Origin of the sequence: Tenacibaculum xiamenense, assembly GCF_964513065.1 — a bacterium.
Lineage (GTDB): Bacteria > Bacteroidota > Bacteroidia > Flavobacteriales > Flavobacteriaceae > Polaribacter > Polaribacter xiamenense.
In genome coordinates this window covers 382,584-407,367 of the sequence record NZ_CAZEQU010000033.1, presented here as the reverse complement: position 1 = coordinate 407,367, position 24,784 = coordinate 382,584, and the positions used below count along the sequence as shown (strand labels likewise).

General features: G+C 31.8%; 20 protein-coding genes. 11 read left to right on the top strand and 9 right to left on the bottom strand.

Annotated features, from left to right (window positions below; genetic code table 11):
• Window positions 1-65: 65 nt before the first annotated feature.
• The 6 genes from ACKTTV_RS12795 to ACKTTV_RS12770 form a co-directional block, all read right to left on the bottom strand.
• Window positions 66-2,546 carry an FG-GAP-like repeat-containing protein gene (locus ACKTTV_RS12795; RefSeq protein ID WP_408031235.1) on the bottom strand — a complete coding sequence of 827 codons (2,481 nt, stop codon included), beginning with the start codon at window positions 2,544-2,546 and terminating at the stop codon, window positions 66-68.
• 176 nt (window positions 2,547-2,722) lie between these two features.
• A complete protein-coding gene (locus ACKTTV_RS12790; protein ID WP_408031234.1) occupies window positions 2,723-2,983 on the bottom strand; it encodes a hypothetical protein in 261 nt (86 codons plus the stop codon).
• Window positions 2,980-3,384: a hypothetical protein gene (locus ACKTTV_RS12785; RefSeq protein WP_408031233.1), complete on the bottom strand. Its 405-nt coding sequence runs from the start codon at window positions 3,382-3,384 to the stop codon at window positions 2,980-2,982. Before ACKTTV_RS12785 ends, ACKTTV_RS12790 begins: the two co-directional genes overlap by 4 nt.
• A 468-nt stretch (window positions 3,385-3,852) precedes the next feature.
• The gene (locus tag ACKTTV_RS12780; protein ID WP_408031232.1) at window positions 3,853-4,416 is read right to left on the bottom strand and encodes a hypothetical protein; all 564 of its coding nucleotides are present in this window, start codon (window positions 4,414-4,416) and stop codon (window positions 3,853-3,855) included.
• A gap of 142 nt (window positions 4,417-4,558) precedes the next feature.
• Complete coding sequence (locus tag ACKTTV_RS12775; RefSeq protein WP_408031231.1) at window positions 4,559-5,029, bottom strand: DUF6985 domain-containing protein; 471 nt, start codon at window positions 5,027-5,029, stop codon at window positions 4,559-4,561.
• Window positions 5,030-5,181: 152 nt separating this feature from the next.
• Complete coding sequence (locus ACKTTV_RS12770) at window positions 5,182-5,676, bottom strand: lipocalin family protein (protein ID WP_408031230.1); 495 nt, start codon at window positions 5,674-5,676, stop codon at window positions 5,182-5,184.
• 307 nt (window positions 5,677-5,983) lie between these two features.
• On the opposite strand from ACKTTV_RS12770, the gene ACKTTV_RS12765 reads away from it, so the two are divergent.
• From ACKTTV_RS12765 to ACKTTV_RS12740, 6 genes are all read left to right on the top strand, one after another.
• A complete protein-coding gene (locus ACKTTV_RS12765) occupies window positions 5,984-7,216 on the top strand; it encodes an alginate export family protein (RefSeq protein WP_408031229.1) in 1,233 nt (410 codons plus the stop codon).
• A gap of 15 nt (window positions 7,217-7,231) precedes the next feature.
• The gene (gene ric / locus ACKTTV_RS12760) at window positions 7,232-7,954 is read left to right on the top strand and encodes an iron-sulfur cluster repair di-iron protein (RefSeq protein ID WP_408031228.1); all 723 of its coding nucleotides are present in this window, start codon (window positions 7,232-7,234) and stop codon (window positions 7,952-7,954) included.
• 16 nt (window positions 7,955-7,970) lie between these two features.
• Window positions 7,971-8,573 (top strand): cytochrome c nitrite reductase small subunit, encoded by a 603-nt coding sequence (nrfH, locus tag ACKTTV_RS12755; protein WP_408031227.1) that lies wholly within the window; start codon window positions 7,971-7,973, stop codon window positions 8,571-8,573.
• Between the two features lie 108 nt (window positions 8,574-8,681).
• The gene (nrfA, locus tag ACKTTV_RS12750; RefSeq protein WP_408031226.1) at window positions 8,682-10,178 is read left to right on the top strand and encodes an ammonia-forming cytochrome c nitrite reductase; all 1,497 of its coding nucleotides are present in this window, start codon (window positions 8,682-8,684) and stop codon (window positions 10,176-10,178) included.
• Between the two features lie 83 nt (window positions 10,179-10,261).
• Window positions 10,262-13,411, top strand: coding sequence for a cytochrome c biogenesis protein (ccsA, locus tag ACKTTV_RS12745; protein ID WP_408031225.1), 3,150 nt, complete (start codon window positions 10,262-10,264; stop codon window positions 13,409-13,411).
• On the top strand, window positions 13,408-14,634 hold the full coding sequence (locus ACKTTV_RS12740; protein WP_408031224.1) for a hypothetical protein: 1,227 nt from the start codon (window positions 13,408-13,410) through the stop codon (window positions 14,632-14,634). Before ccsA ends, ACKTTV_RS12740 begins: the two co-directional genes overlap by 4 nt.
• 80 nt (window positions 14,635-14,714) lie before the next feature.
• On the opposite strand, the gene nadB is transcribed toward ACKTTV_RS12740, so the two are convergent.
• From nadB to ACKTTV_RS12725, 3 genes are all read right to left on the bottom strand, one after another.
• On the bottom strand, window positions 14,715-16,298 hold the full coding sequence (nadB, locus tag ACKTTV_RS12735; RefSeq protein ID WP_408031223.1) for an L-aspartate oxidase: 1,584 nt from the start codon (window positions 16,296-16,298) through the stop codon (window positions 14,715-14,717).
• A 2-nt stretch (window positions 16,299-16,300) separates the two neighbouring features.
• The gene (gene nadA / locus ACKTTV_RS12730) at window positions 16,301-17,230 is read right to left on the bottom strand and encodes a quinolinate synthase NadA (protein ID WP_408031222.1); all 930 of its coding nucleotides are present in this window, start codon (window positions 17,228-17,230) and stop codon (window positions 16,301-16,303) included.
• Window positions 17,231-17,445: 215 nt separating this feature from the next.
• The gene (locus ACKTTV_RS12725) at window positions 17,446-19,248 is read right to left on the bottom strand and encodes a hypothetical protein (RefSeq protein WP_408031221.1); all 1,803 of its coding nucleotides are present in this window, start codon (window positions 19,246-19,248) and stop codon (window positions 17,446-17,448) included.
• A 500-nt stretch (window positions 19,249-19,748) separates the two neighbouring features.
• Here ACKTTV_RS12725 and ACKTTV_RS12720 point away from each other — a divergent pair, with 500 nt between their 5' ends.
• Genes ACKTTV_RS12720 through ACKTTV_RS12700 form a run of 5 tightly spaced genes read left to right on the top strand, consistent with a single transcriptional unit; the run spans window position 19,749 to window position 24,776 of the window.
• The gene (locus ACKTTV_RS12720; RefSeq protein ID WP_408031220.1) at window positions 19,749-19,988 is read left to right on the top strand and encodes a hypothetical protein; all 240 of its coding nucleotides are present in this window, start codon (window positions 19,749-19,751) and stop codon (window positions 19,986-19,988) included.
• A 2-nt stretch (window positions 19,989-19,990) separates the two neighbouring features.
• Entirely contained in the window at window positions 19,991-22,318 is a 2,328-nt protein-coding gene (locus tag ACKTTV_RS12715; RefSeq protein ID WP_408031219.1) for a molybdopterin-dependent oxidoreductase, read from the top strand.
• A gap of 4 nt (window positions 22,319-22,322) precedes the next feature.
• Window positions 22,323-23,012 (top strand): nitrate reductase cytochrome c-type subunit, encoded by a 690-nt coding sequence (locus ACKTTV_RS12710; protein ID WP_408031218.1) that lies wholly within the window; start codon window positions 22,323-22,325, stop codon window positions 23,010-23,012.
• On the top strand, window positions 23,012-23,641 hold the full coding sequence (locus ACKTTV_RS12705) for a NapC/NirT family cytochrome c (RefSeq protein WP_408031217.1): 630 nt from the start codon (window positions 23,012-23,014) through the stop codon (window positions 23,639-23,641). The genes ACKTTV_RS12710 and ACKTTV_RS12705 overlap by 1 nt, the downstream gene beginning before the upstream one ends.
• Window positions 23,642-23,648: 7 nt before the next feature.
• On the top strand, window positions 23,649-24,776 hold the full coding sequence (locus tag ACKTTV_RS12700) for a 4Fe-4S dicluster domain-containing protein (RefSeq protein ID WP_408031216.1): 1,128 nt from the start codon (window positions 23,649-23,651) through the stop codon (window positions 24,774-24,776).
• Window positions 24,777-24,784: the final 8 nt, after the last annotated feature.

The following is a 24,784-nucleotide window of genomic DNA, read 5'->3' as shown; positions in this document are numbered from 1 at the left end:
GTTTTTCTTGTTAGGATAAATCAATGCTTTAAATTTTCATTGTAAAGTTCAATACTTAGTTTAAACTATTTTATGATTAATTTTGTGGAATATTCATTATTTGTTTTGTCTATAGCTTTTATAAAGTATAATCCTTTTGATAGGAAATCAATTTTTAATTTACTGTCTTTTAGCTTGTTCGCATTTTTGTAAACTCTTTTACCAAGAGGGTTGTATATTTCAATTAGTGATAACTTTAAAGTTGTATCCCAAGAAATGAAATGATTGCTAGGATTTGGGAAAATTTTAAAAATCTCTTTTTTAGAAATGAAATTTTCTGTAGATAATGTTGTGTCGTTTAAAAAGTACTTTATGCTGTTAGTAAAATAATAACTAGAAACAATATCTAATTTTCCATCATTATTTAGGTCTCCTAAAGCTGCATTTTTATCTAAACTTTGTTGTTCTCCTAAACTTTCGATATTAACGGCGTTTTCAAATAGGTTACCATTATTAAGATAGTAAAATATTCTTTCATCAAAAGGTGAATAAGCCTCGCAAGAAGTACCTATTATATCCAAATAATTGTCATTATTGATATCTGCCAATACTACGGATTGAAGGCTTTGCACATCTATTTTAATTTGCTCGAAGGTTAGCCCTGTTTCATTAGATACATTGTTTTTAAAAAAATTAAAATCAGAGTTACCGTAATCATTATCACCAGAAGCAACAATGTCTAATGTGCTATTATTATCTACATCTCCAAGATCAATATCATCGCAAGCAATTGAATTAGCGATGATATGTTTTTCAAAATTACCTGTACCATCATTTTCTAACCAAATGAGACTTCGGTTATCTCTTTCTCCAACAACAATATCATTATCGCCATCAGCATCCATGTCTCCACATTTAAAGGAATACGCTTTATAGTTGCCGTTTGTAGCAGTATAAGCTGATTTTATTGGTAGAAAATTAAAGTTTTGATCATTAAAAAGAACACTTATTGGGTTTGTTCCAACTGAATGAGATAATACAATATCCATTAAATTATCGCCATTAACATCACTTAATTCAATATGTTCTACACTCTTGTCTATGTCTATATTCTTTATGAATTCAAAATGAACACCATTTTTATTTTCATAAATTTCTATAGCATTTACAGCACTCGCGATAATATCTATAAAACCATCAGAATTAAAATCTGTAAACTGTAAATCGGTAATAAAACCAGTAATATCTTCTGATATTAATATGTGAGAAGAAAAAATATTGTCCCCTTGGTTTTTATTCCAAACAATAGATTGAAAACCAGATACAATATCATTTTTACCATCATTATCTAAATCGACAATTTTAACAACGTTTGCTGCGCCTATATAAAAATCAATAATAGTTTCTTTATAACTGTTTTCTGTACTGTTATACTTGAAGGTTGCTATTTTTTGATTTTTAGCATCGTTGTATTTATAAGAGGCCGTAATTATTTCCAAATCTCCATCGTTTTCTAAATCTTCTATTAGTAGATATTTTACATTTTTAACGCTAGAAGAAATTTCTTTAAAGTTAGTAAAAGTACCATCTTCATTTTGTTGAAACCACCCTAGTTTGTCATTACGATATTTTGTGGTGGCTACTATGTCTTTAAAGCCATCTTTATTTAAATCTACTATTTTAAAATTTAAAAAATCTTCTATGGTGTTACCTATTATTTGTTTTTCATAAGAAAAAGAGTTTCCATTTTCATTTAATTGATAGGTGATATTATCGTCATAATTTGAAATAAGAAAAACGTCTAAAAAACCGTCATTATCAATGTCAAAAAAATCGAAATCAAAACCTTCACCAGAACCGCCTGCTAAATATAATTTTTCACCAAAATTTATACCATCAATATTTTTCACCCAAGAAATACCGCCAGACTCATTTCCACTAATAATGTCTAAAAAACCATTATTGTCTAAATCTGCTAATTTAATTTTTGTTACTCCATAACTAGTATTGAATAAAACTCTTTTAGAAGTAAAATTGTTGTTTCCATCATTAGTAAATAAACTTACGTTATCATCATTATTAGAGCCAACAATTAAATCTATATCTCCATCTTTATCAATATCTTCTGCAAGAATGGCAGATGGTTTGTCTATCGTATCGTCAATAATAATTTTTGAAGAAAAATTATAGCTACCTAAGTTTTTATACCAATAAACGATGTCGGTATTACTATTGGTTACAATAATATCTGTGAAACCATCTTTATTTAAATCTTTACAAATTATGTCGAACTCAGAATAATGAGACCTGTCTGCATCAAATTCTAAAACTTCTCTTTGATAGTGCTGTATGTTTCCATTTATGTTTTTGTAGAAAACAATTTTATTATCATAATAAGAACCTACAATAATTTCTTTAAAACCATTATTGTTTAAATCTGCGGAAGCTAATGCAGAAACATTATTAGAAAATGTTGTTTTGTCTATTAAAGTTTGTCCTCCTGTAAAGTTTACTTGAGAGAAAGAAAGGTGGTAAATAAAGAAAAGGAATAGGGTAACTTTTTTCATATTATATTTTTTTTCAAAGATATTATTTTGGTTAATTACTGCAAACGTTTTGCTATGATTTAGTTGTTGAATCATCCTCAGGATTATTCCACTTAGAAATCAGCCATTGATTTATACTTTTATTTTGATGTGACACAAAACCACAATGAATTATGGTCAATTTTGTACACTGGCTTTTATTTCCATTTGTTTTCAAACTCTTCTTTTTCTATTGAAAACTCTTCAAATTCAATCAAATCAAGATTATGATCGGTAAGTCCACCAAATTCGTCCTCAATATTTTGATTGTCATATTTCAAGACTTTTCCGTTCTCATAAGCCTCAATTTGTCTTAAAACTTCTCCATTAATATCTGTCTCAAAAAACCAAATCAATTTCCCCCAACTGTCATATTGATCTCCACGCGTTTCATTCCAATTTCGTTTGAAGTATTTCATTCGGTTATTTCTACCAGTTTTAAATCCAAATCTTTGATTATTTGGTCAATGTCAAATTCAAAACCTTTTGGGATGTTAACAGTCGCAATACTACCAAGGTCTAATTGCCAAAATCCACCTCTCTTTGTCAATTCCTCTCCGAGCATTCTATAATCAGATTCTTTATGGTTTGGTGTTAATCCAAATCTACGAGTAATGAATTCCGATTCCTTTGTGATTTTTGTTATTTCGTGTTTTTTCTCTTTGTTTATTTTCGTTTCGAATTCCGTTCCCAAAGTCAATTTAGAGTTGCAGAAGTCGTTGTCAATCATCCGAAATTTATTTTCAGATATTTGTTCAACATAAAGAGTAGTGGTTACTTTCTCTTCTTTATGATAAATTTCAATTTTAACTTTGTTCATTTTTATTGCTGCTAACTGTTTTGACTAAGCTGCGTTTTAATGCAGTTTAGGTGTTGTTGTGTGGCGTTTTTCAGAATAGATGTCCATAACCTACATATTGTATTAAAAATAAAATCAATAATATGATTAATTTTTATCTTTCCAGCGAAAACTAAATATTCAAGTGAATCATTATTTTGCAGATAATCAAAAGTTTTTGATTTAGTTTCAAATGGTTCAATTTTCAATACTAAATCATCTCTCGTTTTTATATAGTTTTGTTTTCTCTCATTTTGGCATGAAATAAGTGCGGAAATTATCAAAATTAAAATGATGTTTTTTCTAATTGCTACTAACGGTCTAGTATAACGGTCAGTTACGGGTTAATATGCGTTAATTTTCGGTTAAACATAGACGTTAGCAATTCCGAATGGATTCGGACGCAGTCGAATCCGCCGTAATTGTGGTTATACATTGTCGACAAAGGTTTTATTTAAATTCATTATGTGTTTTTAGTACATCAGATTTTTGATATTCACCAATTTTTAGGAAATAATTGCCATTCGGTTTTATTATTACGAAACCACCGTTTAGCCCATCATATCTGAAAAACAATTCCCTAATTATGTTATTTTCATCAACAATCCAGTTAATTTTATTTCCGTGATAATAATACAAGTCTTTAACTCTTTTATTTATAACCCAAAAGTGATTGGATTGACCAAATCTAATTAAATCATTTTCCATATTTCCGTAAAAGATGTCCCAAGGAACTTGATAGTTTTTTTTGTATACTATTGGGTCATTGTCGATGAAGTTTATGATAATTTTTTTATCAAAATCTATTTGCTTGCCAGAAATATTATTTAGGTGATTTTTCAGGGTTTTGTAATCCTCATTAACTAGGCTATCTATCAAGTGACTTTTTACTTTTATTTGTGAGCCATCAAGGTTTTCTATTACGTATAAATATGGTTCTTTCTCAATCAAATTATTAGAAGAAGAACACCCCATCATTAGTATAATTAAGAAAATTTGTGGTAAGTTTTTCATAATGTTTGCAATTGTTTGGTGTATGATTAGATGCGATTTTTTTTACCAAATGTAAATAAAAATTATTGATATTTCATTTCAGTACGTAGTTTCTTAAATAGAGTGGAATTAGCAATTAATTATACATTTTGTTAGCAATAGTTTATCTGTGGTGATAGTCCCAAGACTGCATTGTTATAAATTCATCTTTTAACATAACAAGACAAACACCATGTTCCTCATCCCAGTTACATTCACCTTTGAACATAATAAACGAGGAATCATTTTTATGGTTATCTGAAATTATTATATTCTCTATTGATATAGCTTTTTTTAAATCACAGGTATCTGTTATTTTAGGCAAAAACTCTATGTGTTTTTCAAATCTCTTTAAGTAAATGGAATTATATGAGTTTACTGCTCCAATGATTAAAGAATTAAATATCTTTTCTTCATTTTCTAAGAGAAATTTATAAGCATTTAATTGTTCTTTGCTGGGTTCATCTCCAAAACCAAAAAAATCAATACATATAAAGTCGTTTAACGGTCGATTGCCTTTTTTAAATTGATTGAGTGATTTTAAGGTTATCAATGAATAATATTGATCTTCTTCTTCTGAGTATTCTATTTCCATATTCTTTTTCTAATTATTGCTAACGTATCGTATAAGTATAGTAGCGGATTTATAAACACTAAATTTCGGTTAAACACAGACTTTTTTATACTTACTTACTTCTATTTTAGTTATTAAACCGCTATTATTTTTATACAATGTTACAATAGTTTTTAATCTTTTGAATATTCTTGGATTAATATTGACCCGAACAATAGATTACCTGCACCATCAATACCTCGAGTTTCTTTTCGGACAGTCAAAAGCTTATTATTATTTGATAAAATCATTTCGTCATATTTTTGACTTAAATCAACAACTCCAAGCTCAAAAATTGCTATACCAGATATTTGATAACCGTTTGTTGAACTATAAGACCAAATTCCATTGGAAATCGATTCAACTGAGTCGTAACAACCTCCGTTTTGGGCTTCATTAAATTTTGAGAAAGTATAATCTTGATTAGAAGAAAATGTCATAACATTTCTTTCTTCACATTCAGAAAGTGATTCTTCCGATATTAGGACTTCATCTAAATCGAGTTTTTTTACGGATTTAAGATTCCAATTTCCAATTATTGGGTCTTGATTTCCAGATTCGTCCTCTTTCGAGCAAGATAAAATAATAAGCCCAATTAAAAATCCAATCAATAAATTCAGTTTTTTCATAGCATTAAATTTGATTCAAATTATTTGTAACTAGTTATATCCTCGCAAATATAACAGTTATCCCTATATATTTTCCGGATAACCGCATAAAACGGTTTTGTTTATCCGTAAAATATTCCTTCCTACAATTATGTCAAAAACCTTTTTAGTTTGGGTATCGTAGAATTACCTTTTTTAAAATAAAATTGCCAATAAATTTTTTAGGAAAAATACATGAATTAACCTCTGTTTTCTTCGTTTATGATTTTTGTCATGATTTAAAATGTTCTTTGTTTCGAAATTTGTTTTGTAACATAAATTGAGCAAAATGAAGACAAACAAATACTTAGTTCTGATATTGATCATAACTTCTTCAATTTCTTTTTCACAATTAAAAATTGATGCAGAAATTCGACCAAGATCAGAATACCGACATGGTTTTAAAACACTTATTGCAGATAATGAAAATGCTGCCTTATTTGTATCTCAGAGAACCAGATTAAATACAAAATACTCTATTGACAAACTAAATTTTTATATAAGTCTTCAAGATGTAAGAGTTTGGGGAGACGTTCCACAATTAAACACTTCAGATGCAAATGGATTGGCTATACAACAAGCTTGGGCCGAAATACTTCTAGATTCAGAATTCTCTTTAAAACTTGGACGTCAAGAAGTGGATTATGATGACAGTAGAATCTTTGGAAATGTGGCATGGGCACAACAAGCTAGAAGTCATGACATGGCAATGTTAAAGTATAAAAAAGGGCAACTAAAGTTTGATGTTGGGTTGGCATTTAACCAATCTAAAGAAAGATTGACTGGAACGAATTTAGAAACACCTAATACTTATAAGGCTATGCAATATCTGTGGTTACATAACAATTGGGATAATTTTTCGGGAAGTTTTTTATTTCTTAATAATGGTCTTCAAGGGGCAAATGGAATCAATTATAGTCAAACTATTGGTACTCACCTTAAATCAAAGTTTAATAATTTGAACCTTACGGCTAATTTATATTATCAAATGGGAGAAGATGTTAGCAACAACGATCTTAGTGCTTATTTAATTGGATTGGAAGCGGCTTATAAAACATCTGATAGGTTTACGGTAGTATTCGGAGGCGAATTACAGAGTGGAAATGATTATAACAATACATCGGGCACAAATAATGCTTTTAATCCATTTTATGGAACTAACCATAAGTTTAATGGTTTAATGGATTACTTCTATGTAGGAAACCATATAAATAGCGTTGGTTTACTGGATGTATATCTTAAAGGAAGTTATCTCTTAAATAAAAAATCAAAATTAGTCGCAGCTCTTCACAATTTTTCTGCAGCGGCAGATCTTAATAATACAGTGTCTAAACAATTGGGAACGGAGCTTGATTTAGTTTATAGTTACAAGTTTTCTAACGAAATTGGTTTAAAGGCTGGGTATTCTCAAATGTTTGCTTCTGAGGGAATGAAAGTACTAAAGTCAAATCATGACGATAATATTAACAACTGGGGATGGGTAATGGTAACAATCAAACCTACATTATTCTCTAGCAAATAAAACGATATACACATTATGATTATTTCTAAAAGTAAAACGGTAGCAAATTATGTTACCGAAAACATAAAAACTGCCCACATTTTTAAAAAACACGGTATAGATTTTTGCTGTGGAGGAAACATTTCTCTTGAAAAGGCTTGTGAAAAAAATGAAATTAATTTTAAGACACTTTTAAAAGAGCTTTCATGTGTTGATGTGGTTAATGATGTTAATGAAGATTATGATAATTGGGATCTTGATTTTTTAATGACACACATAGAAAATAAGCACCATACCTATGTAAGAGATAGCTTACCCATATTATCTGAGTATGCAAATAAAGTGGCCAAAGTGCATGGAACACACTATCCTGAAGTTTTAAAAATAAATAAACTTTTTCATGAGGTGGCCAATGAACTTATAAGCCATTTACAAAAGGAAGAACAAATACTTTTTCCTTTTATAAAACAACTTGTAGTGGCTAAAAAGGAAGGACGTAAAAGAGTAACACCTCCTTTTGGAACAATTAATAATCCTATAAATATGATGGAGCATGAACATGATAATGCAGGTGATGTGTTTAAAACAATAGCCAAGTTGACAAACCGTTATTCACCTCCACCACATGCATGCAATACTTTTAGGGCTTTGTATTCAAAATTACAGGAGTTTGAACAAGATTTACATAAACATATTCATCTAGAAAATAACATTCTACATCCCAAAGCGATTGCATTAGAAAACGAGCTAAGAACTTAACTTAAACATACAAATCTTGAATTTAAAAAGAGAAATACTTCCCAGTAAAAGGTCGCGATGGAGAAGAGTGGCCATAATACTAATAGGGATAGTAACAGGATTGGGCTTTTTTATGGCGAAAGAAGCCTCCTTAGTTTCTTATATGTCTGATGATCCATTGGCTTGTGTAAACTGCCATGTCATGACTCCAATGTATAACAGTTGGATGCATAGTTCTCATAGAGAGCAAGCTTCTTGTAATGATTGCCATGTACCTCATAATAATGTATTGAATAAGTATTATTTCAAAGCGAAAGATGGACTGTTTCATGCATCTGTTTTTACGGCAAGGGCAGAACCTGAAGTAATGTTTATGAGAGAAGAATCGCAAGAAGTAGTACAAGATAACTGTATAAGATGCCATTTACAACATGTAACTCAAGTAAAATATGATGGATGGATAAAAGATCACAAAGAAAATAGAACAGAAAGAAAATGCTGGTCTTGCCATCAAGAATTACCACATGGTACTGTACATGGAATATCGACAATACGAAACAACATAGCCCCTATACCAACTGATAACGTAGAAACAGTAATTCCTGATTGGTTAAATAAACAAATACAAAACAAAAACTAACATAAATGAAACCAAAATGTTTAGAAGAATTATAAATGTATGACAAAGTAATTGTTTTAAACATCTATGGTTACATCTGATCATTTAAAGACAATAAAAAATATACAGATGAAAAACAAAGTATTATTTATAGTAACTGTAGTCGTAGTTTTTCTGTTAGGGCTACTGGCGTCAAGCATAGTTAACAGAAAAAACGAAGCTAAATATAAATATGTTCCTCAAGTAGAAATTAATGAAAATGAACCAAGAAATTCTGAATGGGGGAAAAACTTTCCAGCCGAATATCAATCTTTCCTGAAAACTGAAAAAGGTGATTTCGAATCTTTTCAAGGTGGAAATAAAATGCGTGACATGCTTGAAGAAGATACACGGTTAGTCATTTTATGGGCTGGTTATGGTTTTTCCAAAGATTATAACCAAGGTCGTGGGCACCAACATGCTGTTACGGACATACAAAACACATTAAGAACTGGAGGTCCCAAAGGTGAAGGTGATGGTCCGATGCCAGCAACATGTTGGACATGTAAAAGTCCTGACGTACCAAGAATGATGAATGAAGTAGGAATTGAAGAATTTTATAAAGGTAAATGGGCAGATGATGGGGCTGAAGTGGTTAATCCAATAGGTTGTGCCGATTGTCATGATTCCAAAACAATGAAGTTGACTATAACCAGACCAGCCTTGGTAGAAGCTTTTGAGGCAATGGGAAAGGATATAAATAAAGCCTCTCACCAAGAAATGAGATCTTTAGTTTGTGCCCAATGTCATGTCGAATACTATTTTGATAAAAATAAAAAAGGGAAGGAAGGTGTCCCTTATTTAACATTTCCTTGGAAGAATGGTATGTCTGTTGAAGCAATGGAAAAATACTACGATGACATGAATTTTAAAGATTGGACGCATAAATTAAGTAAGGCTCCTATGTTGAAGGCTCAGCACCCTGGTTATGAAACGTACCTAACTGGCGTGCATGCTGATAGGGGAGTGTCTTGTGCAGATTGTCACATGCCGTATAAAAGTGAAGGAGGACAAAAGTTTACCGATCACCACATTCAATCTCCAATGAATAATGTAGCCAATTCTTGCCAAGTATGCCACCGTGAAGAAGCTGATAAACTTAAAGCGAATGTCTATGAACGTCAGCAAAAATCGACAGAAAGCAGGTTAAAACTTGAAGATGCTTTAGTTAAAATGCATATTGAAGCGAAAAAATGTTGGGATTTAGGGGCTACCGAAGAACAAATGAAGGATATTTTAATGGACATTCGTCATGCACAATGGCGTTGGGATTATGCAGCAGCGGCTCATGGAGCCTCTTTTCACGCTCCTGTTGAAATAGGTCGTGTAATAAGTAGTGGCTTAGATAAAGCAACAGAGGGACGAATAAAATTGGCACGATTACTTGCTGATTTAGGATATAATAAAGAAGTGGAGATTCCGGATATATCAACCAAAGAGAAAGCTCAAAAATACATTGGTTTAGATATAGAAAAGCTACACAAAGAAAAGGAAGAGTTTAAAAAGAATCTCTTACCAAAATGGCTTGAGAAAGCTGAAAAAAGAGAGGCAACGTATGGGGTACAAAAGGCATCAATTAGCCAATAATTAATTCCATTAATAAATAAAAGATAATTTTTTAATACGGTAAGTAAACAGTTTAAAAAATTATCTTTTTTAAATACTTACATATGCAGAAACTGTATAAATTTTTTTCTTCTTCATCATTAGCTTTATTTCTACTACTAGTCTTTGCTGTTGCTATGGGAAGCGCTACTTTTATTGAAAATGACTATGGAACCGCTGTTGCTTGGAATAGTATATACGATTCTTGGTGGTTTGAAATTGTTATGTTGGGATTAGCTATTAGCTTTTTCTTACACATTTTTAAATACAATTTACTTGATAAAAAAAAGTGGGCAATTTTACTCTTTCATTTAGCTTTTATAATCATTTTAATTGGGGCTGCTGTAACTCGTTATAGCTCTTACAGTGGTATTATGCGAATTAGAGAAGGTGCAACTTCTAATATTATTATTTCGGATACCAAGTTACTATCAACCACTATAATAAAAGGAGAAGACAAAAAAAACATACAAAGAAAGTTGAGTTTTTCTCCATTAGAAAACAACGATTTTAAAATAAGTGATAGGTTTGATAATACTCCTTTTTCTGTTTCCTTTAAGGAATATATTGCTGACGCAATCCCTGAAGTAATTACTGATAGTATCCATGGAGAGCCTTTATTGAAAATGGTTGTTACTGCGGGTGAAGGCAGAAATACTATATATTTAAAGAAAGGTGAAATTGAGAAATTAGGAAAACACCAACATGAAATAGGGTTTGAAGCTAGTAAAAAGGGAATCATAAATATCTATGAAGAAAATGGAGTTCTTAAAATAAAAACTCCGCATTCCATTGATTTTTTTATAATGTCAAGTCAGCAAGCAGGAAAGGTAAAAAAGGACAGTTTACAAGAAATTACCTTCCGGACTTTGTATAGATCAGGCGATTTTTCATTTGTTCCTATGGATTATAATCCAAAAGGAAAATTTAAATTAACTAGTAGTACAAAAGAGAAAACAGATAATGATGAGTCTTTAGATGACGCTTTAGTTGTTAATGTTAAATATGGCGATGAAAATAAAGAGGTGAATTTACTATGTAGAGAAGGCTTTTTACCAATTAAGCACCAGGTCGATTTTATGAATGGAGTAAAAATAGTTTTATCCTATGGAGCTGGGGCAATTCAAACACCATTTAAAATAAAGTTGAATGATTTCCAATTAGAACGTTATCCTGGATCATCAAGTCCTTCGGCTTACGCAAGCGAGGTTACTGTTATAGATAAAGGGCAAAATTTTGATTATAGAATTTTTATGAATAATGTACTTGACTATAAAGGGTTTCGTTTTTTTCAAGCTAGTTATGATACAGATGAAAAAGGAACAGTACTTTCAGTAAACCATGATTTTTGGGGAACATGGATTACATATTTTGGGTATTTATTAATGGGAATAGGTATGTTTTTTACTTTTTTTGGAAAAAGATCTCGTTTTCAAACCATAAATAAAAAACTAAAAAAGTTAAAACGAAATCTCGTCGTTTTATTGGTTTTGGCATCGGTGCCATCTTTTGCTTCTATAAAAAAAGATAGTATTTCTGAGAAAATACAAATTAGCCAAATTGTAGCTTCACAAGTAATAAACAAACAACAGGCAGATGTTTTTGGAAGAATATTAGTTCAAGATTTGGATGGAAGGATTAAGCCCATTAACACTTTGGCTTCTGAATGTCTCCGAAAAATTTCCAGAAAAACCTATTTTAAATATCCTCTCAAGGAAAAGGTAATAAAGTTAAATGCTAATCAGGTATTTTTAGGAATGCATATGATGCCACAGTTATGGCAAAGAATCCCCATAATAAAGGTTAGCACAAATAAAACAGGAGATTTACTAAAATCAATACCAAAAGGAAAAAATGGATTGTATTCTTTTATTAGTTTTTTAGATAAGAATGGAAATTATGTGTTGTCATCTGAGGTTGAAAACGCAAATAAAAAGAAACCCTCTGAACGCAATGAGTTTGATAAAGAGGTATTAAAAATAGATGAAAGATTTAATATTTTATATAATTTATTTACAGGTAACTACCTGAAAATATTTCCAAATAAAAACGATACCAATAATACCTGGTTTAGCTATAACCATCACTTTAATGATTTTACAGAGGAGGATGGGCGCTTTTCTAAAACTATTTTATCGAGCTACTTTAAAGATTTAAGTAATAATAAATACGAAGAAGCTTATAAAAAATTAAACTACATTAAGAAATATCAAGAAGTATTAAGTGCTGATATAATTCCAACATCTGGTCGTTTAGAAGCTGAAATTTGGTATAACAAAGCCAATATTAACTTTTGGTTGTTTCAAGTGTTTTTTATTGTTGGAGCGCTGTTATTGGTACTATCAATTGTTAAAATGTTTTACAAGCAAAGTTGGATAGGTTTTGTTTGGAATATAGGTATTCTAATTACACTTGTTTCATTTCTACTGTTTACTTTTAATATTATTTTACGATGGTATATTGCCCAACATGCACCATGGAGCAATGGATATGAAATGCTAATTTTTGTAGCTTGGTGTTTATTGTTAAGCGGGTTATTAACTTTTAGAAAATCCGATTTTGCTCTTCCTTTGGCAACACTTTTTACTGGAGCCTTATTATTTGTTAGTTATCTAGATTGGTTAAATCCAGAAATTACAAATTTGATGCCTGTATTAAAGTCCTATTGGTTAAAAATTCATGTAGCAACAATTGTAAGTAGCTACGCGCCCTTAGCTTTATCTGCTGTTTTAGGTATTATGTCGTTGTTTTTAATGCTATTTAAAACGTCTGAAACCAATGAAATTATTAACGTAAAAATTAAAGAGTTAAGTTATATTAATGAGTTATCAATGACTGTAGGAGTATTTACTCTTTCAATTGGAACATTTTTAGGTGGTATATGGGCTAATGAAAGTTGGGGTCGCTATTGGGCCTGGGATCCAAAAGAAACTTGGGCCTTGATTAGTATTATTGTTTACGCTGTTGTTTTGCATTTACGATTTGTACCAAAACTAAATAATTTCCTTACCATTAATATTGCGAGCATGTTTGCATTTTGGACAATAATAATGACTTCTTTTGGAGTAAATTACTATTTATCAGGATTACATAGTTATGCATCAGGAGATCCAGTTCCTATACCTAATTTCGTATATATTGTTTTCTTTGGAATGGTTTTACTAACTATTTTAGTGATTTATAAGCGAAATTTCACAAAAAAGAAGCAATCATGATCCATGTTAAGGTACAAAGTAAAATAGCTCTTGTATATTTTCTTTTAATTGCCATTTTGGGAGTATTATTACGTTTCTCTTCAGTGCTATATGTGAATTTTAACTATCGCCATATTGTTCATGCACATTCCCATGTGGCTTTGTTAGGTTGGGGATACACAGGAATCATGTTATTAGTTTATCATTTACTCTTGAAAAATGAAGTAATAAAAAAGAAATATCAGTTGGTTTTTGGAATAACACAAATATCAATTATAGGAATGCTAGTTACTTTTCCTATTACTGGATATGCTCCATATTCTATTCTGTTTTCAACCTTGTTTATAATCGCTTCATATTTTTTTAGCTATTTGGTATTTAAATACACGCCTATAGCGTTGAAAAAAACATATTATTATAAATGTATCAGGATAGCCTTATGGTACATGATAATTTCTAGTATTGGTCCATGGGCGCTAGGAATTATCATGAATACCTTGGGGGCAACTTCAAGTTGGTATCGTAATGCAATATATTTTTATTTACATTTTCAATACAATGGATGGTTTATTTTAGGACTGTTTGGGATATTGTTTTACATATTTGAACGATTAAATATTCGAATATCATCAAAAGTTTTTGAGTTATTTTTTAACCTTTTTAATTTAGGTGTACTATTCTCATTTGCGATTTCTATCTTATGGATGAAATTACACATAGCGGTGAATATAATTGGAGGGCTAGGAGCTATTCTACAAATAGTAGCTTTTGGTTTTTTAATAAAAGAGGCGAAAAGAGCTATAAAAGTAAAAAAGGTTTCTTTCTCAAATATTTTTTATCTCTTGTTAAAAATTCTAATTATCACTTTCGTTATTAAGTTGTTATTACAATTTATAGGAGTATTTCCATATTTTTCCAAAATCATATCGTCTAATATCGATTTTGTCATAGGCTATTTACATTGGGTGTTTTTAGGTGTGGTGAGTTTGGCTTTGTTAGGTTTTTTTCAATTTTTCAATATGATTAAACTCAATAGGTTCAGTGTTTTATTATATCTGTTAGCATTTGTCATTACGGAAGGTTTGATTTTTTATAAAGGAATCACAGTGTGGAAAAATTTATATTTAATTACCAACTTCAATTATTACTTACTAATAGGAAGTAGTATTTTCTTAGTTGCATTGGCATATATTTTTGTTCTTCAGTATAAAAAACAAATCAGTTCGTTGATAGGTAATTATTGAATTTAACTTAGATAATGTAGTTGTCAGGAAAGATCCTTACTTATATTTTAATCCATTTTTTGATTAATTTTTGAGAATAATCAAACGCATCTATCTTTCTTTAAAGTTTTTTTTGTTTCATAATCACTATTAAAATACCCTCCTTTATTTTCCGTTCGTTTTAATGATTGATTAATAATTAAATAAGCAGTATTAATCATATTTCTTAATTCACAAAGTGATGTAGTTATCTTTGAAGTTTTGTATAGTTCTTCTACTTTATTGTAAATAATATTAAGTTCTTTTAGCCCTCTGTTTAGCTGATCATTACTTCTTACAATACCAGCATGACTACGCATTATTGTTTGTAGTTCTTTGGTGATGTTTTTTATTAAAACACGCTCTTCTGTATGATGAGCAGGATTGTAATTCAAAGAAGGAACATTTACAGTAGAGTGAAGGTTGTTGTTTTCAGATAAAAACATGAAGATGTTGTGGGCATATACTAAGGCTTCCAATAAAGAATTGGAAGCTAACCTGTTTGCACCATGTAATCCAGTTCTTGAAACTTCTCCGCAAGAAAACAAATTAGTTATACTTGTTCTTCCATGCATATCTACTACAACTCCACCACATAAATAATGGGCGGCAGGTACCACTGGAATCCAGTCTTTACTTACATTTATTTCCTCGCTTAGACATTTATTGTAAATGGAAGGAAACTTTTCTTTAAATACATCTATCGGTAAATGAGTGCAATCTAAAAAAACACAATCATCTCCAGTTTTTTTTAACTCTTTATGAATTGACTGTGAAACAATATCTCGTGAGGCTAATTCTGCTCTGTTATCATATGAAACCATGAAACGATTGCCTTTGCTATTTCTCAAATATGCACCAAAACCTCTAACAGCTTCTGAGATTAAAAAAGAAGACCCTTTTTTTGAATTTAATAGAACAGTAGGGTGGAATTGAATAAATTCCATATCCTTGATCTTGGCTTTGGCTCTATTAGCCATTGCTATACCATCACCAGTAGCAATTAACGGGTTTGTTGTATGTCCGTAAATAGTACCTATACCTCCAGAAGCCAAAATCGTATTTTGTGCTTTTATAGTAAGTATTTCATTTGTTTTTTGATTCAATACATAAGCTCCATAGCAGGTTAAATCAGTAACTTTAGTAGAATTCAAACATTTATTTGTTATTAAGTCTATTGCAAAATGATATGATAAAACAATTATGTTTTTTAATTGATTTACTCTTTGGAACAGTGCTCTTTCTATTTCATAACCTGTAATGTCTTTATGATGTAACACTCTATGTTCGGAATGTCCTCCTTCTTTTCCCAAAGAAAAAGAACCATTTTTGTTTGTATCGAAATTTGCCCCCCAATCTATTAACTCTTTAAGGCGTTTAGGACCTTCTCTAACGACCATTTTCACTATAAAAGCATCGCATAAACCATCTCCTGCAATCAAAGTGTCATTGACATGTTTGTCAAAAGAATCTGCCTTATTATTCAAAACAACGGCAATTCCTCCTTGAGCATATTTAGTATTTGTTTCATCGTCATTACTTTTGGTAATGATCGTAACAGTTCTACCAGGGAATTTTTCTGCAATTTTAACCGCAAATGTTAAACCAGCAATACCAGATCCAATAATTAAGTAATTTGTTGTCATCTTTATTTTGAAAGTTCGAGCATACGTTCAATCGGGATCAAAGCTTTATCTCTGACATCGTTAGAAACTTCAATTTGAGGCGATTCAATTTTTAAGCAGTCATATAATTTTTGTAAGGTATTAACTTTCATATAACCACATTCACTGCAGGCACAAGTATTATCTTCTTTAGCAGGAGCGGGTATTAATTCTGTATTGGGTACTTCTTGTTGCATTTTATGTAATATTCCTGCCTCGGTAGCTACAATAAACTTTTGATGAGCATGTTGCTTTACATAATTTATCATTCCTGCAGTAGAGCCTATATAAGTCGCGGTTTTCAAAATATGTTCTTCAGATTCTGGATGTGCAATAATTTTATAGTCAGGATATTCTTGGTGCAGTTTTAGAAGTTTTTCAATAGAAAATGCTTCATGAACAATACAACTACCATCCCATAACAGCATATCTCTACCTGTTTTAGCCATAATGTATTTACCTAAATTCCTATCAGGGGCAAAAATGATGGGTTTATCTTTAGGAATAGAGGAAATTATTTGTAAAGCATTTGATGAAGTACAAACGATATCAGTAAGTGCTTTAACTTCTGCACTACAATTTATATAAGTTACTACCACATGATCAGGATGCCCTTTAATGTATTCGGAAAAATCGTTAGCTGAACATGATTCAGCTAATGAACAACCAGCTTCCAAATCAGGTAGCACAACTGTTTTGCTAGGGTTTAAAATTTTGGCGGTTTCAGCCATAAAATGCACTCCGGCAAAAACAATGATATCAGCATTGGTTTCTGCTGCTTTTTGTGATAATCCAAGGCTATCACCAACATAATCAGCTACATCTTGTATTTCAGGAGCTTGGTAATAATGTGCTAATATAATAGCATTTTTTTTCTCTTTTAACTGTTGTATTTTATCTTTTAAGAAAGCCATAATCAATAATATATTGGCGAAACTATGAAGCCGAATTCTTCTACAATATGATATAAATCATAAACAGAGTTGATTTCGTCATTATCTAGAACCTGACGATTTAATTTAGAAACACAAAACTTACCTACTATCCAGAAATAAAGTCTTTGGAATCATTTACGGAAGAAATAAAAAGGATAAAAGATATATCGCTTATTATTGGAATTCTGACCGCATTAAACGGTCAGTTTTTTTATTTCCAAACTAAAAAGATTAATTAGATTTTTGCTTTTATTTAAGCTCGATAATATTGTTTCTATCTCTTCAAAACTGGTGGTTTTTGTCTTTTTAAATAATTGAATATAATAGATTACGCCCTCTTCAAGATTTTTTATAAAAGTGGTGAGATATTTTATTTTTTTAGGAGAAAGATTTTCTATACAATTTTCTAGTTCTTTTTTGAAAAAAGCAGTGTATATATCTAATTCCTTAATAAACATATTAGGACGGTTATTACTCGTCATTTTTGATGATTTTCCATAAATACCTCTTATGATTTCATCTAACCTCATTTTTTTTGAGAAATAGGCAATATTAGGTCCTGGACAAACGGAAACACCTGTTCCTTCAGTTCTGGTATCTAAATTATTTGCAAGCAGTGCAGTGGTACCTAAACCAACGCATGTACAAGCTTTATCAATGATTTTTTCATACTTAATTTGATATTCTTCTTTGGATAAATTCTCATTATCAAGCGCTTTTATTTTTAAATGCTGATATTGTCTTGAGGCCGTACAAATTCCTTTTTCTGTGAACTCTTTATTTAAGGCAACAAATTTTTTGGGACAAGAACTTCCTGGTCTACCTTTCGCAATTAGTTTATTCTTTTCTAAATCTTTTGTATTCCCCTTCAAACTATTAAACGGTACACCTAAAGGAGATATGTCGCTCAGATAAATATCTTCTTCTCGAGCTTTAATCAACTTATTACGTGTTTCTATATCAACTGTAGTTGCTTCAGGAACTAATAAAAAAGGAGATCCCCAACCTACGGAGTTGACACCATAATAGTCTATTAAAAATTGATGCTCTTCTGCTGTACCGACTCCTCCTTGAGCAGAAATTTTGAATTCCAAATCAGACTTAGGAACGACGCAATTTTTGTGTACTAGAGTTTGAAACAAAATACCTTGAATAGTTTGTTGTAGTTCTTTCCTTTTTGTTTTAAACTCTTCTAAAACAGGTCCCATTAAATAGCCATCAGTAGCAAAGGCATGACCACCACAGTTGAGTCCTGATTCTATTCGATACTCCGAAACCCAAATACCCTTTTTAGCTAAGAATTTCCCTTGAATTAAGGCAGATCGGTAATCACTAACTTTTAATATAATTTTCTTTTTGATTGTTCCATTTTCACATGGATAAAAATCTTTAAATTGTTCTAAGTATGCATATAGCCTTGGATTCATACCGGCCGAAAGTACTATAGACGAATTTATAGTACTATTAGCAAAACCTCTTAGAGCTGCATGGGCATCATTATACTCTATAGGTAGTTTTTCACCTTTTAAATAATTGTCTTTATCAACTTTTGTCATAATGTTTACATCGATGGCTCCCATGCTTAGGTTGTCTTTAAGCCATAACTTTATTTCGTCAAGTGATATGTTATTTCTTGTATAAGCCAAAAATTGTTGCTTTAAAGTAGAAACGTCGGGAAGTTCGTTGAAATATTCATGAATACTTTCCCTTGTTTTCATCAGAACCTCTTTAAATTCTTCAAACTTTCTTTCGGATAAAGTATTCATTAAGTTTAAATACGAGGTAATTCTATGCGCTCTAAAATCTTCTGCTTTTTCAGTGATTTCCTGATAGGGAATTTTGAATTTTAGGCAATACATCTTTCTCATTTTTTCCATCAAAATATCATCAACTAATGATATAACTGAATCTATACCAAATCTGGAAACTTTTAAAGGAGAATCTATAGTGAAACCAATTCCCATAACAGGAATGTGGAATGAATGTGCTTTAAGCATAATTTATTTTAATGAGTTATAAAAGCGCAATCTATTATTACTTTGATTTATGTTATATGATAAATATCATTTTAAAAATATGTACTGGAGAAAGCGGTCATATTTAAAACTAGTTACTCAAGTATAATGTACTTAAATTCACAAGCTGTTTGGTTTTCAAAGTTGCAATTCTATAGTTTAAAATATTAGATAATATTCTTTTTGTGTTGAGTCAGCGTTTTTTTAATGAATACGACTCTACTATTCATAATTTTTTGAGCTAAATAAAAGTCCAGTTAGTTTTCTTAACAAAAGAAGGAAATGGCAATGTTACTCATATTTATTCTTGTAAACTCTTTATTTATAATCAAACTAAACTAGCAGTCCTGCAAGTGTTAACGTGTTGTTTGTTAGGTTTTTATGTGGTTTTGAAAGGGAGTGCTTAGTCATTATGATAAATGTCATGTTTAAAACCTTAAATAATTGACAACTTTGTGATTAACGTAACAAAAACTATTCTTATGCCAATAAAAAGTTATCTGGCCCATCCCCATGAAGGGAAAAAGATGGAGCTATTAAAAACCATTTCTGAAATTAAAGAATGTGATGTCATTCCTGCTCAAAATAAGGATGTACTTATAGTTGTAACGGAAACGAATAGCAGGGTAGAAGAAGATGTTTTAAAGGAGCAATTAGAAACTATTCCTAGCTTAAAGTTACTGGCTATGGTTTCGGGGTTTAACTCACCTAAATCAAACTAAATATGTACACATCAACAACAAATAGAAGAGGATTTATTAAGAAAATGGCAATGTTGTCCGCAATGACAGCCGCAGCCACAATGTTCCCAGGTATTTTATTTGCCAGTGAACAAGAGAAAGGATTACCAAAAGGAGGTAGTTTAGATTGGAAAAAAGCTCCATGTAGATTTTGTGGTGTTGGATGCGGAGTTTTAGTTGGAATAGAAAAAGGTAAAGCGGTTGCTGTAAAAGGAGATCCTAAATCACCTGTAAACAAAGGATTATGTTGTGTTAAAGGATATCATTCTGTCATGGCAATGTATGGAAAAGACCGTTTAACCAAACCTCTTATAAAGAAAAATGGTAAGTATGTAGAAAGTTCAATGAAGGAAGCTTTAGATTTAATAGCTTCTAAAATGAAGGAAACAATTAATGAACATGGTAAAGATGCTGTTTCTATTTACGGTTCTGGACAATGGACAATTCCTGATGGATATGTAGCTTCGAAGCTATTTAAGGGCTGTATTGGAACAAACAATGTCGAAGCCAATGCTCGTTTGTGTATGGCAAGTGCCGTAACAGGATTTTTAACTTCTTTTGGGATAGATGAACCTATGGGATGTTATGAGGATATAGATTATGCCGATGTGTTTGTCCTTTGGGGAAACAACATGGCTGAAATGCATCCAGTACTGTTTTCTAGATTACTTGATCAACGTTTAAAAAGAGGGGTTAAAATTATTGACTTTGCTACCCGTACTACTCGTACTAGTATGGCTTCTGATAAGTCGATTTTGTTTTTGCCACAAACCGATTTAGCCGTTGCAAACGCCATTTGTTATGAGATTATTAAGAATGGTTGGGTAAACACTTCGTTTGTTGAAAAACATTGTAATTTCAAGAAAGGACTTACCAATATGGGGTACGGACTTGAAGATAAGTATAAATTCAAAGACAAACCAGAAGGAATTAGTTTTGCTGAGTTTAAAACATTTCTAGAAGATTATACTCCTGAAAAAGTAGAAAAAATATCAGGAGTTTCAGCAAAAGACATTAAATATATGGCTGCCTATTATGGCGATCCGAATAAAAAAGTGATGTCGCTCTGGTGTATGGGACCGAACCAACACAGTAGAGGTACTTGGATGAATAATTTAATTTATAATATTCATTTATTAACTGGAAAAATTTCAACACCTGGGAATAGTCCTTTTTCTTTAACAGGACAACCGTCTGCTTGTGGTACAGTTAGGGAAGTAGGAACCTTAACACATAAATTGCCTCATGGTGTTGTTATGAACAAAAAGCATAGAGAGTTTGCCGCCAAGATATGGGACGTACCTGTTGAGAATATTGACCCTAAACCATCGTATCATACCGTAGAAATGTTTAGAGCTTTGGATAGAGGTGATATTCGCTTTATGTGGATCCAAGTTACAAATCCAATGGTAACAATGCCTAAGCTAAAACGTTATCGAGATGGAGCTAAAAAGGAAGGACGCTTTATTGTTGTTTCAGATATATATCCTACACCAACAACTGATATTGCAGATGTGATACTGCCTTCAGCTATGTGGGTAGAACGTGAAGGTATGTATGGAAACTCTGAACGTAGAACACAGTATTTTGAACAAATGGTGGAACCACCAGGAGAGGCTATGAGTGATACCTGGCAATTAGTGGAAGTTGCGAAAAGATTGGGGTATGAGAAACAGTTTTATTACGAAGAAAACTCTCATATTGAAGAAATATACACGGAATATCGTAAGCATCATGATAATAAAAAGCACAATATGGCTCCATTAAATGTGCTAAAAGAAAATCCGGGTATGCAATGGCCATATGTTGAGGGGAAGCCTACCAAATGGCGATTTAATGCTAAATACGATCCAGCTTGTACTAATGGTGAAGAATTTCATTTTTACGGTAAACCTGATGGTAAAGCTGTAATATGGCAACGACCTTATGAACCCGCGGCAGAAGAACCAGACAATGAATACCCATATTGGTTGAATACTGGGCGTGTGGTTGAACATTGGCACACAGGTTCAATGACTCGAAGAATACCTGTATTGCACAGAGCAATGCCCAAGGCTTATGTAGAATTAAACCCTGTTGATGCAAAATGTATGCAAATTAAAACAGGAGACAAGGTGAAATTAACAACTAGAAGAGGACAGATTATTCTTCCTGCTTCTGTTAACGAGCGAGGTGTACCAGCACCTATGCAAGTTTTTGTCCCTTTCTTTGATGAGAACATGTTAATTAATGAGATTACGCTAGATTCATTTTGTCCAATATCCAAAGAGCCAGATTATAAGAAGTGCGCGGTTAAAGTAGAAAAAGCTTAATGTTATGAAAAAACGTTTAGGAATTATTTCGCTTTTTATCGTCGTATTTATTGCTTTTATTGCAATTTGGAACTATAGCTATTATCAAGGTAAGGAAGAGGCTTATATTCCTGTAAATAGCAATAAATCAACACCTAGCATACCTTCTGAATCGGGTGTTTTTGAAAGATCTGAATACGCTATAGATTATGCTAAAATGCCAATCGATGAAAATCATCAACGCAGTATTCAGAATTATTATGACAATAGAGCCTTTTATGGAGCTCCTCCAAGTATTCCACATGAGGTAAATAGTGACAGAAATATGGGGGATAATAGTTGTCTTAAATGTCATGAAAATGGAGGTTATGTTGAAAAATATAAAGCATATACTCCAGTAACGCCACATCCTGAAAAGATTAATTGTCGTCAGTGTCACGTACCTCAAAAAACACAAACATTATTCAAAGCTACAAACTTTGAAAGAGGAACAACCCCAATGGTTGGTGCCAATAATGCTTTAGATGGCAGTCCTCCCGTAATTCCACATGATTTACAATTAAGAGAAAACTGTTTAGCATGTCATGCAGGTCCAAGTGCACCTAAAGAAATACGAGTAACGCACCCCGAAAGAATTAATTGTCGTCAATGTCATGTACCAAATAACAAGGTGACTGTCGATGTAGGTGACTTCATTAGAAAAACTGTAAAATAATGAAAAACGATACTTACTTAATATTAGTTTATAGTCTGATTTTATGCAGTGTTTTTATGTTTTCTTCATGCAAGCACAAAGAAGATGAATATCATAGTATTACGGATAAAATAGAAGCAAAAAGTAAGAACTATAAAGAAATAACAACAAGTTCTACCAAATTTTTGGAAGGTATGGAGTTATTCGAGATAACAGAAAATGAAATTACCTTTTTAATTCCAGAAAGAAAAAACAACATCAAATCTTATAAATGTACCGAGTGTCATACGGAACCTTTAGCAAAAATGCAGTCTAAGGATATTAAAAAGGCGCATTGGAACATTAAATTGAATCATGCAGCAAAAAATACAATGAACTGTGTTACTTGCCATAATAGTGAGCATATGGATGATTTGAGAAGTATAACTGGGCATAAAATAGATTTTAATAGGAGTTATAAACTATGCAGTCAGTGCCATCAAAAACAATATAAAGATTGGACAGGTGGTGCGCATGGAAAACGCATTAAAAGTTGGGCTTCTCCAAGAGCTTCTATGACTTGTGTTAACTGTCATAATCCGCATTCTCCAGGATTTGAAACGAAATGGCCAGCAAGGTTTAATACTCAAAAAATTAAAGAACGTAAATAATTTAGGCATGAGCAATAACAACAAAAAATGGTTTTCTCTAAACCTAAATACTAAACAGAAAAGAACGGAAAGTCCTTGCAGTTGTGGTAAAACAAATAGTAATTGTAGTTCAACTTCAAAGGAAGAAAAGTTGAGTAACCAGACTTTTTTTGAAGGAGCCATTAAAGCTTCTATTGGAGAAGAGGTGCATAAAGACGGATTTGAACAGGTTTTTGATTTGAAAATGGACCGAAGGTCTGCTTTTAAAAAATTAACAGCAAGTCTTTTAATTGGGGCAGGAGCAGTTTCTTCATGCACAAGTGTCGTTTCTAGTGATGAGTCGAAAGAAAAAGCACAGATAGACTGGGAAGAGCAATTTAAAGGGAACTACAAGTTGATGAGTGATAAGGAAAAAGAGGCTACTGTAAAGAGGCTTGTGCGTTCTTATCAGCTTAGAACAGGAAAAACTATTAACATGTCTTCTAAGAATGCAGAAGAAGATGTTTTATTTGGGTATGCCTTTAATATTTCTAAGTGCCAAGGGTACATGGATTGTGTAAATGCCTGTGTTGAAGAAAATAATCAAGACAGAAATTCTCAGATGCAGTACATCCGTATTCATGAAATGAAGGACGGTAAAGGTTTTAATTTTAATGAGGCAGATGATAACTATTATCATGAAGTACCTGCAGAAGGGCATTTCTATATGGGAACGCAGTGTTTTCACTGTGATAATCCTCCTTGTACGGAGGTTTGCCCAGTACAAGCGACCTGGAGAGAAAAAGATGGATTAGTTGTAGTGGATTACGATTGGTGTGTAGGTTGTAGATATTGTATGGCAGCTTGTCCATATGATGGTCGTAGGTTTAACTGGAGTAAACCAGAAGTTCCTGAGGAAGAAATTAACAAGAATCAACATTACTTAGGAAACCGCCTTAGAAAGAAGGGCGTTATGGAAAAGTGCACTTTTTGTGTACAACGCTCAAGAGAAGGTAAAAATCCTGCCTGTGTTGAAGCTTGCCCAACTGGAGCGAGAATTTTTGGAAATCTTTTGGATCCGAATAGTTCGATAAGATGGGTTTTGGAAAATAAGAAAGTGTTTAGATTAAAAGAAGATTTGGGTACAGAACCAAAGTTCTGGTACTTCATGGACTAAAAAATATA